Annotated in this window: 14 protein-coding genes; all 14 read right to left on the bottom strand. The window is 64.1% G+C overall.

Annotated elements, in window-relative coordinates; all coding sequences use genetic code 11:
• Window positions 1–1440, bottom strand: coding sequence for an NADH-quinone oxidoreductase subunit NuoN (gene nuoN / locus C4E04_RS09325; RefSeq protein ID WP_109596972.1), 1440 nt, complete (start codon window positions 1438–1440; stop codon window positions 1–3).
• Window positions 1441–1447: 7 nt separating this feature from the next.
• Window positions 1448–2959, bottom strand: coding sequence for an NADH-quinone oxidoreductase subunit M (locus C4E04_RS09320; protein WP_109596970.1), 1512 nt, complete (start codon window positions 2957–2959; stop codon window positions 1448–1450).
• Window positions 2959–4989 (bottom strand): NADH-quinone oxidoreductase subunit L, encoded by a 2031-nt coding sequence (gene nuoL, locus C4E04_RS09315; protein WP_109596968.1) that lies wholly within the window; start codon window positions 4987–4989, stop codon window positions 2959–2961. Before nuoL ends, C4E04_RS09320 begins: the two co-directional genes overlap by 1 nt.
• Window positions 4990–5006: 17 nt before the next feature.
• Window positions 5007–5315, bottom strand: coding sequence for an NADH-quinone oxidoreductase subunit NuoK (gene nuoK, locus C4E04_RS09310; protein ID WP_109596966.1), 309 nt, complete (start codon window positions 5313–5315; stop codon window positions 5007–5009).
• A 12-nt stretch (window positions 5316–5327) separates the two neighbouring features.
• Window positions 5328–5942: an NADH-quinone oxidoreductase subunit J gene (locus C4E04_RS09305; protein WP_109596964.1), complete on the bottom strand. Its 615-nt coding sequence runs from the start codon at window positions 5940–5942 to the stop codon at window positions 5328–5330.
• A gap of 140 nt (window positions 5943–6082) precedes the next feature.
• Window positions 6083–6571 (bottom strand): NADH-quinone oxidoreductase subunit NuoI, encoded by a 489-nt coding sequence (nuoI, locus tag C4E04_RS09300; protein WP_109596962.1) that lies wholly within the window; start codon window positions 6569–6571, stop codon window positions 6083–6085.
• 18 nt (window positions 6572–6589) lie between these two features.
• Window positions 6590–7615 (bottom strand): NADH-quinone oxidoreductase subunit NuoH, encoded by a 1026-nt coding sequence (nuoH, locus tag C4E04_RS09295; protein WP_109596960.1) that lies wholly within the window; start codon window positions 7613–7615, stop codon window positions 6590–6592.
• An 11-nt stretch (window positions 7616–7626) separates the two neighbouring features.
• A complete protein-coding gene (gene nuoG / locus C4E04_RS09290) occupies window positions 7627–9705 on the bottom strand; it encodes an NADH-quinone oxidoreductase subunit NuoG (RefSeq protein ID WP_109596958.1) in 2079 nt (692 codons plus the stop codon).
• Window positions 9706–9713: 8 nt separating this feature from the next.
• A complete protein-coding gene (gene nuoF / locus C4E04_RS09285) occupies window positions 9714–11015 on the bottom strand; it encodes an NADH-quinone oxidoreductase subunit NuoF (protein WP_109596956.1) in 1302 nt (433 codons plus the stop codon).
• A gap of 14 nt (window positions 11016–11029) precedes the next feature.
• Window positions 11030–12016: an NADH-quinone oxidoreductase subunit NuoE gene (gene nuoE / locus C4E04_RS09280; RefSeq protein WP_109596954.1), complete on the bottom strand. Its 987-nt coding sequence runs from the start codon at window positions 12014–12016 to the stop codon at window positions 11030–11032.
• Window positions 12017–12131: 115 nt separating this feature from the next.
• Complete coding sequence (locus C4E04_RS09275; RefSeq protein WP_109596952.1) at window positions 12132–13322, bottom strand: NADH-quinone oxidoreductase subunit D; 1191 nt, start codon at window positions 13320–13322, stop codon at window positions 12132–12134.
• A gap of 18 nt (window positions 13323–13340) precedes the next feature.
• Window positions 13341–13943 carry an NADH-quinone oxidoreductase subunit C gene (locus C4E04_RS09270; protein WP_109596950.1) on the bottom strand — a complete coding sequence of 201 codons (603 nt, stop codon included), beginning with the start codon at window positions 13941–13943 and terminating at the stop codon, window positions 13341–13343.
• Between the two features lie 14 nt (window positions 13944–13957).
• Window positions 13958–14542 carry an NADH-quinone oxidoreductase subunit B family protein gene (locus tag C4E04_RS09265; RefSeq protein WP_109596948.1) on the bottom strand — a complete coding sequence of 195 codons (585 nt, stop codon included), beginning with the start codon at window positions 14540–14542 and terminating at the stop codon, window positions 13958–13960.
• Complete coding sequence (locus C4E04_RS09260; protein WP_109596946.1) at window positions 14533–14898, bottom strand: NADH-quinone oxidoreductase subunit A; 366 nt, start codon at window positions 14896–14898, stop codon at window positions 14533–14535. Before C4E04_RS09260 ends, C4E04_RS09265 begins: the two co-directional genes overlap by 10 nt.
• Window positions 14899–14927 lie beyond the last annotated feature (29 nt).

Raw genomic sequence — 14927 nt, 5'->3', positions numbered from 1 at the left:
TCAGAACAGGGACCGCGCAGCGGCGGCCGCGGCTGCGTTCAGAGGCGCCGGAACCAACACGTACAGCACCACGAAGACGCTGGAGAGGCCCAGGACGAGCCTCACGCCCGCCGGCATGACGTCGAAGCGCTCGCCGGCCTCATCGAAATACATGACCTTGACGATCCGAAGGTAGTAGTAAGCCCCGACGACGCTCGTGACCACGCCGATGATGGCGAGCGCCACGAGGTGTGCGTTGATGGCCGCGTTGAAGACCGCGAACTTCGCGAAGAACCCGGCCAGCGGCGGAATGCCCGCGAGGGAGAACATCATCATCGCCAGGCAGAAGGCCAGGACCGGGTGCGTGCGGGCAATGCCCGAGAGATCCTCGATCTGCTCGAACATCACATTGCCACGGCGCAGGCCCAAGATGACCGCGAAGGTGCCGAGCGTCATGGCAAGATAAATTGCCATGTAGATGACGACGCCCTGAATGCCCTCAGGCGTCCCGGCCGCGAGACCGATCAGCGCGTAGCCCACATTGGCGATGGACGAATAGGCCATCAGCCGCTTCAGGTTACGCTGCCCGATGGCCGCAAAGGAGCCCAGCGCCATCGACGCGATGGAGATGAAGACGATGATCTGCTGCCACTGGTCCAGGATGCCTGGGAACGCATCGATGAAGACACGGACCGCCATGGCCATGCCGGCCATCTTGGGCGCGGCCGAGAAGAAGGCCGTCACGGGTGTGGGCGAGCCCTCATAGACGTCAGGCGTCCACATATGGAACGGCACGGCCGAAATCTTGAACGCGATGCCGGCCGCCACGAAGACGAGGCCGAAGATGAGGCCGCTGCTGACCTCGCCATGGAGCGAGCCAGCAATGGTCGGGAACGAGACCGTTCCGGTGAAGCCGTAGACCAGCGAGGCACCGTAGAGCAGCATGCCGGACGAGAGCGCGCCCAGAACGAAGTACTTCAGACCGGCCTCCGTCGAGCGGACATTGTCCCGGTCGAAGGCAGCGATCACGTAGGACGACAGGCTGAGCAGCTCAAGGCCGAGATAGAGCGCAATCAGGTCGTTCGCCGAGATCACCATCAGCATGCCGATGGTCGAGAGGACGATCAGGATCGGGTACTCGAAGCGCGCAATCCCCTCCCGCCGCATGTAGTCCATGGACAGGATCACCCCGCCCGCGGACGCGATGAGGGTCAGCGCCTTCATGAACTTCGCGAAGGAATCCACCACGAACGAGCCGCTCATGGTCTCCGTGTGGACGGAGGGCAGCATCAGCACCGCGACGAAGGCCAGGGCCAGCAGCACCAGGGCGATGACGTTCATGGCATCGGTCGAGCGCTCGCCCCGGAAGGCACCGAACAGGACCAGAACCAAGGCACCGGCTGCCAGAATGATCTCCGGCAGCGCAGGTCCAAGGGCGGGGAAGGCGAGGACGGTATTCATCGTAACCTCAGTGTGCGAAGGCAGCGGCCGTTTTCACGGTTTCGAGAGCGGCCTGATAGCCCTGCATGAGAGCGTTCGTCGGCGCCGCGAAGGTGTCGAGGATCGGGCCGGGCTGCACGCCGTAATAGATGACGAGCAGGACCAGCGGGATCAGGGTGAGCATCTCGCGGCCGCTCAGATCCGTCATGGACTGGAGCGACGGCTTGGTCAGCGCCCCGTAGACCACGCGGCGATAGAGCCAGAGCGCGTAGCACGCCGAGAAGATGACGCCCGAGGCGGCGAACAGGGCCACCCAGGTATTCGACCGGAAGGCGCCGATGATCGTCAGGAACTCGCCCACGAAGCCGGAAGTGCCGGGCAGCCCCACATTGGCCATGGTGAAGATCAGGAAGACCACCGCGTAGACCGGCATGCGCGATACGAGGCCGCCATAGGCGGAAATCTCGCGGGTATGCAGGCGGTCATAGACCACGCCGACGCAGAGGAAGAGCGCGCCCGAGACCAGGCCGTGGGAGATCATCTGGAACATGGCGCCCTGGATGCCCTGGGGGTTCATGCTGAACAGGCCCATGGTCACGAAGCCCATATGCGCCACGGACGAATAGGCGATGAGCTTCTTCATGTCCTCCTGCACCATCGCGACGAGCGAGGTGTAGATGATGGCCACCACAGAGAGCGAATAGACCAGCGGAGCGAAGTAGGTCGACGCGTCCGGGAACATGGGCAGCGACACCCGGATGAAACCGTAGCCGCCCATCTTCAGGAGGATCGCGGCCAGGATCACCGATCCAGCCGTCGGCGCTTCCACGTGCGCGTCAGGGAGCCAGGTATGGACCGGCCACATGGGCATCTTCACCGCGAAGGACGCGAAGAAGGCGAGCCACAGCCAGGTCTGGAGGTTCGCGGCGAACTTGAACTTCAGCAGTGTCGGGATGTCCGTGGTGCCGGCAGCCCAGTACATGGCCATGATGGCCAGCAGCATCAGCACGGAGCCGAGGAGCGTGTAGAGGAAGAACTTGAAGCTCGCATAGATGCGCCGCTTGCCGCCCCAGATGCCGATGATGAGGAACATCGGAATGAGGCCCGCCTCGAAGAACAGGTAGAACAGGACAAGGTCCAGCGCCGCAAAGACGCCGATCATCGTCATTTCGAGGACCAGGAAGGCGACGAAATATTCCTTCACCCGATGGGTGATCGATTCCCAGGATGCCACGATGCAGAACGGCATCAGGAAGGTCGTCAGCAGGATGAACGGCATCGAGAAGCCGTCCACGCCCAGCTTGAACCGGATCGTGTCAGTCATCCACACATGGCTCTCGACGAGCTGGAATGCGGATGACGTCGAGTCGAACCGGCTCCAGGCGACCAGAGACAGAATGAACGTCAGGACAGTCGTCGCCAGCGCGATCCAGCGCGCATTGCTGCGCGCCGCCTCGCTGTCGCCCCTCAGGGTGAGGATGAAGGCCGCCCCGACGAGGGGAAGGACGAGAAGTCCGGAGAGGATGCCGAACCCGAGCATTAATGCGTTCCCCTGAAGAGATAGAAGGACACGAGGACGGCGACGCCGATCAGCATCACGAAGGCATAGTGGTACACGTAGCCGGTCTGGATACGGATCGCGCCGCGCGTGATGTCGAGGACGCGGGCCGAGACACCATCCGGGCCGAGGCCGTCGATGATACGCTGGTCGCCTGTGCGCCACAGGATGCGGCCGAGTCGGATCGCCGGGCGGACGAAGATCGCGTCATAGATCTCGTCGAAGTACCACTTGTTGAGCAGGAAGCGGTAAAGGATCGGGTGATCGGTCGCGAGCTGCACCGGGACCTTGGTGTCGACGATGTACATGTACACCGCGAGCACGAAGCCGAGGATCATCATGACGGTCGGGAGCAGCGGCACCCAGCCAGGGATATGATGCATCTCCTCGAGGATATGGTTATCGGGCCGGGTGAAGAGCGCACCCTTCCAGAAGGCCTCATAGCCGTGACCGAGGAAGGCATCGTGGAAGACGACACCGGCCACTAGGGCACCGAGAGCGAGGACCGCCAGGGGCACCAGCATCACAAGCGGGCTCTCATGGGGCCGATGCGCGCCATGGCCATTATGCTCGTGGTCCGCATGGGAGGCGGCCTCCACGTCATGGCCGCTTGCATCATGCTCCACGCCCTCGTGAGCGCTCGCATGCTGGTGATGCGGGTCGGCCCAGCGGGCGCCGCCCTCGAAGGTCATGAAGAACAGGCGCCAGGAGTAGAAGGACGTCATGAAGGCCGCGATCACGGTCGCCAGGAAGGCGAAGTTACCGGCCGAGGAATGCGAGGCGAAAGCTGCCTCGATGATCGCATCCTTGGAATAATAGCCGGCCGTGAACGGGAATCCGGTCAGCGCCAGGGTCCCGATCGCCATCATGGCGGTCGTGAAGGGAATGTAGCGCCGCAGGCCGCCCATGCTGCGGATGTCCTGCTCGTGGTGCATCGCATGGATGACCGAGCCGGCACCGAGGAACAGCAGGGCCTTGAAGAAGGCGTGCGTGAAGAGGTGGAAAACACCAGCCCCATAGGCGCCGACCCCGAGGGCGACGAACATATAGCCTAGCTGCGAGCAGGTCGAATAGGCGATGACCCGCTTGATGTCGTTCTGGACGAGGCCAACGGTCGCGGCAAAGAAGGCCGTGATGGCGCCGATGACGGTGACGACCGTGAGCGCGGCGGGCGCATATTCGAAGATCGGCGACAGGCGCGCGACCATGAACACGCCGGCCGTCACCATGGTGGCCGCATGGATGAGGGCGGAGACCGGGGTCGGGCCCTCCATGGCGTCCGGGAGCCAGGTGTGCAGCAGGAACTGCGCGGACTTGCCCATGGCGCCCATGAAGAGCAGCAGACAGGTGATCGTCAGGGCGTTCCAGTCCATGCCGAGGAAGTGGAAACGGTTCTCGGCGAAATCCGCCACCCGCGGGAAGATCTGGTCGAACGCGATGCTGTTGAACAGCACGAAGACCAAGCAGATGCCAAGGATGAAGCCGAAATCGCCGACGCGGTTGACGATGAAGGCCTTCATGGCGGCCGAGTTGGCCGATTCCTTATGATACCAGAAGCCGATCAGCAGGTAGCTCGCGAGACCCACGCCTTCCCAGCCGAAGAACATCTGCGCCAAGTTGTCGGAGGTCACCAGCATGAGCATGGCGAAGGTAAAGAGCGACAAGTAGGCGAAGAAGCGCGGACGGTGCGGATCCTCGTGCATGTAGCCAATGGAATAGAGGTGCACGAGGGCCGAAACCGTGTTCACCACCACCAGCATCACGGCCGTGAGCGTGTCGATGCGGAAGGACCAGTCCACGTTCAGGTCGCCGACGGTCATCCACTGGGCGACCGGGACGCGGGTCGCGCCATCGCCGAACCCGACCTGGATGAAGGCAACCCAGGAAAGTGCAGCGACCACCACAAGCAGGGCCGTGGTGATGATCTCGCTGGGACGCGGCCCGATGATCCGGCCGAATAGGCCCGCAATGAGGAAGCCGACGAGCGGCAGGAAGACGATTGCTTGATACATGATCGATCCGCTCGGGCTTAGCCCTTCATCATATTGACGTCTTCAACCGCGATGGAGCCGCGGTTGCGGAAGAACACCACCAGAATGGCGAGGCCGATGGCTGCCTCCGCCGCCGCAACCGTGAGGATCAGCAGGGCGAAGACCTGGCCGACGATGTCGTTCAGGTGTGTGGAGAACGCCACCATGTTGATGTTCACGGCGAGCAGGATCAGCTCGATCGACATCAGGATGACGATCACGTTCTTCCGGTTGATGAAAATCCCGAACACGCCAAGCGTGAAGAGCACGGCGCCGACGGTGAGATAATGTCCGAGTCCGATGGCCATCGCATGCCCTCCTTAGAGGCCCTGGCGGAAGGGAACCTTCCGCAGTTGCACGGCTTCCTCCTGGGTCCGGGCATTCTGCCGGGAAATGTCCTGGCGCCGCACGCCGACGCGCTCACGCAGCGTCAGCACGATGGCGCCGATCATGGCCACCAGCAGGATCAGACCTGCGGCCTGGAAGAAGTAGAAGTAGCGGGTGTAGAGAACGTGGCCGAGGGCCTCCGTATTGGTCATGACCTCCGGCGACGGGATCGGCACGGCAGCGGTGCGGACCAGGTTCGGATCGACCACATAGGCGCCGATGACGAGGATCAGCTCAAGCAGGAAGACGACCCCGATCAGCGCCCCGACCGGCAGGTATTGCAGGAAGCCCTGGCGCAGCTCGGCGAAGTCCACGTCGAGCATCATGACCACGAAGAGGAAGAGCACGGCCACGGCGCCCACATAGACGATGACCAGGATCATCGCCAGGAACTCGGCCCCCATCAGCAGGAACAGCCCCGCCGCGTTGACGAAGGCCAGGATGAGGAACAGCACCGATTGCACGGGATTGCGCGACGCGATCACCATGAATCCCGACGCGACCGTGATGGTCGCAAAGAGGTAAAAGAAGGCGGCAGTGACCGTCATGCTTCAAGCTTAAGCCGCGTCGCCGCGGCCCCTTCCCAAGGTGGCGCCGGTGGTTCCGGCGGCCCGTCTATAATGCGCGAATCCGGAGGGAACAACCCGCCGGACCTGTTTGCCCCCTGCCCTCTCCGGGCAGCGGACGATTACCGATAAGGGGCGTTCTTCGCGATGTTCCGCGCGATCTCACGCTCCCAGCGCTCCCCGTTCGCGAGAAGCTTGGCCTTGTCGTAGTAAAGCTCCTCGCGGGTCTCCACGGAGAACTCGAAATTCGGCCCCTCCACGATGGCGTCCACCGGGCAGGCCTCCTGGCACATGCCGCAATAGATGCACTTCACCATGTCGATGTCGTAGCGGGTCGTGCGGCGGGTGCCGTCGTTCCGGCGCGGACCGGCTTCGATGGTGATGGCCTGAGCGGGGCAGATCGCCTCGCAGAGCTTGCACGCGATGCAGCGCTCTTCCCCGTTGGGGTAGCGGCGCAGGGCATGCTCGCCCCGGAAGCGGGGCCCGCGGTGGCCCATCTCGAACGGATAGTTGATCGTCGCCTTGGGCTTGAAGAAGTACTTCATGGTCAGCACGAAGCCGGCCACGAACTCCTTCAGGAGGAGCGACTTAGCGACCTGATCGAGCTTCATGAGCCGATCTCCTTCACGTTACCGCATGCCCGGCGCGGAGCCGGTCAGCATCAGGACGCCGGCCACGATGACGACCATGGCGAGCGAGAGAGGGAGGAAAACCTTCCAGCCGAGGCGCATCAGCTGGTCGTACCGGTAGCGCGGCACCAGGGCCTTCACCATCGCGATGAGGAAGAACAGGAAGCTCGCCTTGAGCACGAACCAGATCACGCCCGGGACCCAGGTGAAGGGCGCGAACGGGATCGGCGAGAGCCAGCCGCCGAGGAACAGGATCGTGCCGAGCGCGCACATGGTCATGATGGCCACGTATTCGCCGAGCATGAACAGCAGGTACGGGGTCGAGGAATACTCGACCATATAGCCGGCCACGAGCTCCGATTCCGCCTCCGGCAGGTCGAAGGGCGGGCGGTTCGTCTCGGCCATGGCCGAGATGAAGAACACCACGAACATCGGGAAGAGCGGCAGCCAGTACCAGCCCAGGATGCCGAGGCTCGAATTCTGCGCCTCCACGATCTTGGAGAGGTTCAGGGTGCCGGCGCACATGAGCACCGTGACGATCACGAAGCCGATGGAGACTTCGTAGGACACCATCTGGGCCGCCGAGCGCAGGGCGCCGAGGAACGGGTATTTTGAGTTCGAAGCCCAGCCGCCCATGATGACGCCGTAGACGCCGAGCGACGAGATCGCAAAGATATAAAGAATACCGACATTGATGTCGGCAATGGCCCAGCCGGCATTCAGCGGGATCACGGCCCAGGCCGCGAGGGCCAGGGTGCACATGACCAACGGGGCGAGCAGGAACATGCCCTTGTTGGCGGGCGCCGGGATCACCGGTTCCTTGAGGACGAACTTCAGAAGGTCGGCGAAGGATTGCAGCAGGCCCCAGGGACCGACCACGTTCGGGCCGCGGCGCAGCTGCACGGCCGCCCAGACCTTGCGGTCGGCCAGAAGCGCATAGGCAATAAAGATCAGCAGCGCGACCAGCATGAGCAGGCTCTTGCCCAGCATGATCGCAACCGCGAGGAGCATGTCGGAGGTTTCCATGGTCCTGTTCCTTACTCGGCCGCCTCGAGCCGGCGCTCATGGGCGAGCGCCGAGCACTCCGCCATGACTCCGGACGCCCGGGCGATCGGGTTCGTCAGATAGAAGTCCTTGATCGGGCTCACGAAAGGCTCGCGACCGGGCGTTCCGCCTAGCCCCGCCAGGGCCTGCACCGCTGCGCCCACATCCGCCGGAGCGATCCGGTCGATGGCGGCGAAATGCGGATGGGCCTCGTAGAGCTTGGCGCGCAGGGCGTTGAGCGAGTCGAAGGGCAGACGGTGGCCGAGCACGTCCGAGAGGGCGCGCAGGATCGCCCAGTCCTCGCGGGCTTCGCCCGGCGCGAAGGCGGCTCGGTTGGCCATCTGCACCCGGCCTTCCGTGTTCACGTAGGTGCCGGACTTCTCCGTATAGGTCGCAGCCGGCAGGATCACGTCGGCCCGGTGGGCGCCACGGTCGCCATGGGTCCCCTGGTAGATCACGAAGGCGCCCGGCGCGACGGCGATCTCGTCGGCCCCGAGGTTGAAGAGGACGTCCACGCCGCCCTGCGCCATCTGCTGGGCCGTGAGGCCGCCCTGCCCCGGCACGAAGCCGAGATCGAGGGCGCCGACCCGGGCGGCTGCCGTATGCAGCACCGAGAAGCCGTTCCAGCCCTCCTTCACGGCGCCGTAGGTCTGAGCCACCTGAGCCGCAAGGGACAGAACCGCGAGGCCGTCCGGACGGGCAAGCGCCCCCTGCCCCACGATGACGAGCGGCCGCTCGGCCCCCTTGAGTGCCTCTGCGAAGCTGTGGCGGCCCGAGAGGATCTCCGCGAGGGTATCGGGCCCAGCGCCGAGATAGGTGTAGGGATAGGTAAGATCGACCTCCTCGCCTACGAGGGCGATCGGCGGCGGCGCAACGCGCCAGCGCTTGCGGACTCGCACGTTGACGAGCGACGCTTCGATGCGCGGGTTGGAGCCTACGATGAGGATCGCGTCGGCATCCTCGATGCCCGCGATGGTCGCGTTGAACAGATAGGAGGCGCGCCCATAGGCCGGGGACAGCACGGTGCCGTCCTGACGCGAGTCGATGTTCGCGACGCCGAGGCTGTCCATGAGCAGCTTGAGCGCGAAGGTCTCCTCGACCGCCGCGAGATCGCCCACGACGGCGCCGATCCGCTTCGGATCCGTTCCCTTGAGCTTTGCGGCGATAGCCCCGAAGGCCTCCTGCCAGGAGGCCGGGCGGAGCCGGCCGTCCACCCGCACGAAGGGACGGTCGAGGCGTTGCAGGCGCAGGCCGTCCACGACGTGGCGGGCCTTGTCGGTGATCCACTCCTCGTTCACGTCCTCGTTCACGCGCGGCAGGATGCGCATGACCTCACGGCCACGGGAATCGACCCGGATGGAGGAGCCGACCGCATCCATCACGTCGATGGAATCGGTCTTGGAGAGCTCCCACGGACGGTAATGGAACGCCTCGGGCTTATGGGTGAGCGCGCCGACCGGGCAGAGATCCGCCACGTTCGACTGCAGCTCCGAGCCGAGCGCCCGCTCGAGATAGCTCGTGATCTCCATGTCCTCGCCGCGCCAGATGGCGCCGAGGTCCGGCACACCCGCCACTTCGGTGGTGAAGCGGATGCACCGGGTGCAGTGGATGCACCGGTTCATGGAGGTCTTGACCAGCGGGCCGAGATACTTGTCGGGCACCGCGCGCTTGTTCTCGTGGTAGCGGCTAGTGTCCACCCCATAGGCCATGGCCTGGTCCTGCAGGTCGCACTGGCCGCCCTGGTCGCAGATCGGGCAGTCGAGCGGGTGGTTGATGAGGAGAAACTCCATCACCCCTTCCCGCGCCTTCTTGACCGTCACCGACTTGGTCGAGATTTCCGGCGGCTCGCCATTGGGACCGGGCCTGCAGTCGCGCACGCCCCAGGCGCAGGAGGCCACCGGCTTCGGGGCGCCCTTCACCTCAACGAGGCACATGCGGCAATTACCGGCAATCGACAGCCGCTCATGGAAGCAGAAGCGCGGAATTTCGGCTCCCGCCGCCTCGGCCGCCTGAAGCAGGGTGTATTCCGGCGGGACGTCGACCTCGACGCCGTCAACGATGATCTTAGCCATCTTCACTCTCACTCCGCCGCAATCATGACGGGTTCGGAATGCGGGTTCGCCGCATAATCGTCGATCCGCTTCTCGATCTCGTGCCGGAAGTGGCGGATCAGGCCCTGGACCGGCCAGGCCGCTGCGTCGCCGAGCGCGCAGATGGTGTGGCCTTCGATCTGGGTCGACACTTCGAGAAGCATGTCGATCTCGCGCTTCTGGGCGCGCCCTTCGGCCATGCGGGTCAGCACGCGCCACATCCAGCCTGTGCCCTCACGGCACGGTGTGCACTGGCCGCAGCTCTCATGCTTGTAGAAATACGAGATGCGGGTGATCGCCCGGACAATGTCCGTGGACTTGTCCATCACGATCACGGCCGCCGTGCCAAGGCCGGACTTGAGATTCCGCAGCGTGTCGAAATCCATATAGGCGTCGATGATCTGATCGGCCGGCACGCAGGGGACCGAGGATCCGCCCGGGATGACCGCCAGCAGGTTGTCCCAGCCGCCGCGGATGCCGCCGCAATGGGTGTCGATCAGCTCGCGGAACGTGAGGCCCATGGCCTCCTCGACGTTGCAGGGCTTGTTCACATGCCCGGACACGCAGAAGAGCTTCGTGCCGACGTTGTTCGGGCGGCCGATGCCGGAGAACCAGGAGGCGCCGCGGCGCAGGATGGTGCCCGCGACCGCGATTGACTCCACGTTGTTCACCGTGGTCGGGCAGCCATAGAGGCCCATATTGGCCGGGAACGGGGGCTTCAGGCGCGGCATGCCCTTCTTGCCCTCGAGGCTTTCGAGAAGCGCCGTCTCTTCGCCGCAGATATAGGCGCCTGCGCCCTGGTGCACGTAGAGATCGAAGGGATAGCCGTGGATGTTGTCCTTGCCGATCAGCTTCGCCTCATAGGCTTCATCCACGGCGCGCTGGAGCGCATGCCGCTCGGCGATATACTCGCCGCGGATATAGATATAGGCCGCATGGGCGCCCATCGCGAAGGACGCGAGCAGGCAGCCCTCGACCAGCAGATGCGGATCGTTCCGCATGATCTCCCGGTCCTTGCAGGTGCCGGGCTCCGACTCGTCGGCATTGACGACGAGATAATGCGGGCGCCCGTCCGACTGCTTGGGCATGAACGACCATTTCAGGCCGGTCGGGAAGCCTGCGCCACCGCGGCCGCGCAGGCCGGACTTCTTCATCTCGTCGATGATCCAGTCGCGCCCCTTTTCCAGGAGGAACTTCGTTCCGTCCCAGGCGCCGCGCATCTTCGCGGCCTGCAGGTCCGGCGAATGGAAGCCGTAGAGATTGGTGAAAATACGGTCTTTGTCCTGAAGCATTTCAGTTCACTCCGTCAGGACTTGTTGTTCTTGTCGGCGGGCGCATCGGCAGTCGCGCGGCCTTCGCTCGGCTTGCTGGGCGTCGCCACATAGGACTTGTCGCTTTGCGGGGCAGGCTTAGCGCCATTCTCGGTCCGCGGCTCGACGGCCGTCGCCTTGGAGCCGTCCGAGCCTTCCTTGCGTTCCGAGGCGCTCACGGGAGCTTCCCCTTCCTTGGCACGCTTGGCGGGGGTATTGGCCTTCTCGGTCTCGATGACCCGTCCGGCCTCCGGCTTGGCAGGCTTGGGAGTCGACGGCGCAGACGCGGTCGCAGCAGCCGCTTCACCGGTTGTCGCGGAGGCGGCAGCCTCCTCCTCGAACCGCTTGCGCCAAGCGCCGATCTGCGACCCGTCGTAGAGATGCGGATCGGTCAGGGTCTTGACGTCGTCAAGCGGCTCCGAGGAACGGCGCCCGATCTGGGAGCCCTTCTTCACAGGACGGCCGGCAGCAAGATCGTCGAGCAGCTTCTCGAAGTTCTCAGCCGTCAGGTCCTCGTAGTAGTCATCGTTGATCTGCACCATCGGCGCGTTGCAGCAGGCGCCGAGGCATTCCACCTCGAGCCACGAGAACGTGCCGTCGGCCGATACGTGGTTCTGCTCGCCGACCCGGCTCTCCAGGACCTTCTTGATGTCGCCGGCGCCGCGCAGCACGCAGGGCGTCGTGCCGCAGAACTGGATAAAGTACTTTCCGACCGGCTCGAGGTTGAACATCGTGTAGAAGGTCGCCACCTCCATGACGCGGATCTGCGGCATGTCGAGCACTTCAGCGACCTTTTCGATGGCCTTGCGCGGAAGCCAGCCGCCCGCCTGTTCCTGGGCACGCCACAGGAGCGGGATTACCGCCGAGGCTTGGCGCCCAGGCGGGTATTTGGCGATTTGCTGCGCCACGAACTCCATGTTCTCGGACGAGAACGTGAAGCTGTCGGGCTGCATTTCCTCAGGCGCGAGCTTGCGGACGGCCATAGAACTCTTCTCCTCATCGCCATGGCCGGGCCCTGGAGCCTGCGCCATTCACGACTTGAACCTGCGATCCGCGCCAATCGCGCGGATGCCCGGCCGAAAGCCGGGCGATACCGATTTACCGATCGACCTCGCCGAACACGATGTCCAGCGAGCCCAGGATGCCCGCGACGTCGGCCAGCATGTGGCCGCGGCACATGAAATCCATGGCTTGGAGATGGGCGAAGCCCGGAGCGCGGATCTTGCAGCGATACGGCTTGTTGGTGCCGTCCGCCACGAGATAGACGCCGAACTCGCCTTTGGGAGCCTCCACGGCGGCATAGACCTCGCCCGCCGGGACGTGGAAGCCTTCCGTGTACAGCTTGAAGTGATGGATGAGCGCTTCCATCGAGCGCTTCATATCCTTGCGCGAGGGCGGAGCAACCTTGCCGTCCAGGGTCGAGACGGGCCCCTGCCCGTCCGGAGCCCGCAGCTTCGTGATGCACTGGCGCATGATGCGGACGCTCTCGCGCATCTCGAGCATACGGATGACCTGGCGGTCGTAGTTGTCGCCGTTGCGCCCGACCGGGATGTCGAAATCCATCTCCTCGTAGCACTCGTAGGGCTGCGACTTGCGCAGGTCCCAGGCCGCGCCGGAGCCGCGGACCATGACGCCCGAGAAGCCCCATTTCCAGGCATCGTCCAGGGACACCACGCCGATATCGACGTTGCGCTGCTTGAAGATGCGGTTTCCGATCACAAGGGTGTCGAGGTCGTCGAGCACCTTCAGGAAAGGATCGCAGAACGCCTCGATATCGTCGACCAGCTCCGGCGGCAGGTCCATGGTGACGCCGCCGGGCCGGAAATAGTTGGCATGCATGCGCGCACCGGAAGCGCGCTCGTAGAAGATCATCAGCTTCTCGCGCTCCTCGAAGCCCCAGAGAGGCGGCGTGAGGGCGCCGACGTCCATGGCCTGCGTCGTCACGTTGAGAAGGTGCGAAAGAAGACGGCCGATCTCGGAATAGAGAACGCGGATCAGCTGCGCGCGGCGCGGCACCGTAATGCCCAGCAACTTCTCGGTCGCCAGGCAGAAGGCGTGCTCCTGGTTCATCGGCGCGACATAGTCGAGCCGGTCGAAATAGGGATTGGCCTGAACGTAGGTCTTATACTCGATCAGCTTCTCGGTGCCCCGATGAAGCAGGCCGATATGCGGATCGACGCGCTCGACCACCTCCCCGTCGAGCTCCAGCACAAGGCGGAGCACGCCGTGCGCGGCCGGATGCTGAGGGCCGAAATTGATCGAGAAATTGCGGATGTTATGCTCGCCCATGCGCTGTTCCTCTCCGCGTTACGCCTTCGCCTTCTCGTCGCCCGGCAGCACGTAGTCCGTGCCCTCCCAGGGCGAGAGGAAGTCGAAGTTGCGGAATTCCTGGTTGAGCTTCACCGGCTCGTAAACCACCCGGCCCTGCCCCTCGTCGTAGCGGACTTCGACGAAGCCGGTGAGCGGGAAGTCCTTGCGCAGGGGGAACCCCTCGAAGCCATAATCGGTCAGGATGCGGCGCAGGTCCGGATGTCCCGAGAACAGGATCCCGTAGAGATCGTAGGCCTCACGCTCGAACCAGTTGGCCGCCGGAAAGATCCCGGACAGCGAAGGAACGGGCGTCACCTCGTCCGTCTCCACCTTCAACCGGATGCGCCGGTTCAGGTAAGGGGACAGGAAGTGATAGACCACGTCGAAACGCTTATCGCGCCCCGGATAGTCGGCGCCGCAGATGTCGACGAAGGAGACGAAGCGGCATTGCGGGTCGTCACGCAGGAACGTGACCGCCCTGACGATATCCTGTCCGCGCACGACGAGGGTGAGCTCGCCATAGACAATCTCGCGCGCTGTCACCGCCTCGCCAAGGGACGAGGCGACGTGATCGCTCAGGGCTTGCAGTTCAGCACTCATGCGATGACCTTTGCTCAGCGCTCGATGGTGCCCGTCCGGCGGATCTTCTTCTGGAGAAGCAGGACGCCGTAGAGCAGCGCCTCCGCGGTGGGCGGACAGCCGGGCACGTAAATGTCGACGGGCACGATCCTGTCGCAGCCGCGCACGACCGAATACGAATAGTGATAATAGCCGCCGCCATTGGCGCAGGAGCCCATGGAGATGACGTAGCGCGGCTCCGGCATCTGGTCATAGACCTTGCGCAGGGCCGGGGCCATCTTGTTGGTGAGCGTGCCGGCGACGATCATCACGTCCGACTGGCGCGGGCTGGCGCGGGGGGCAAAGCCGAACCGCTCTGCATCGTAGCGGGGCATCGACATCTGCATCATCTCGACGGCGCAGCAGGCCAGGCCGAAGGTCATCCACATGAGCGAGCCGGTGCGCGCCCAGGTAATGAGGTCTTCGGCCGAGGTGACCAGGAAGCCCTTGTCGGACAGCTCGTCCTTGATCGAAACGAAGTAAGGATCCGTCGATCCCACAGGCTGGCCCGTGGCAGGATCGATGATCCCGGTCGGGCTCGGAGCCACAAGGGGAGCCCGGCTATTCTCGATCAATCCCATTCCAGAGCTCCCTTTTTCCACTCGTACACGAAGCCGACGGTGAGCACCGTGAGGAAGATCATCATCGAGACGAAGCCGAACCAGCCAAGATTCCCGAACGTAATAGCCCAGGGGAACAGGAACGCGACCTCGAGATCGAAGATGATGAACAGGATCGCCACGAGGTAAAACCGCACGTCGAACTTCATGCGGGCGTCGTCGAAGGCATTGAACCCGCACTCGTAGGCAGAGAGCTTTTCGGTGTCAGGGCGGCTATAGGCAACGATGAAAGGCGCCACGAGCAGCGCCACTCCGATCAGGAGCGACACGCCGATGAAGATCACGAGAGGCAGGTAGTCGGCGAGAAGATTCGTCATGCGACACCTAGAGGAACAGAACCGGTACA

It is taken from the genome of Microvirga sp. 17 mud 1-3, from assembly GCF_003151255.1.
Classification (GTDB): Bacteria; Pseudomonadota; Alphaproteobacteria; order Rhizobiales; family Beijerinckiaceae; genus Microvirga.
This window is presented reverse-complemented; position numbering and strand designations above follow the sequence as displayed.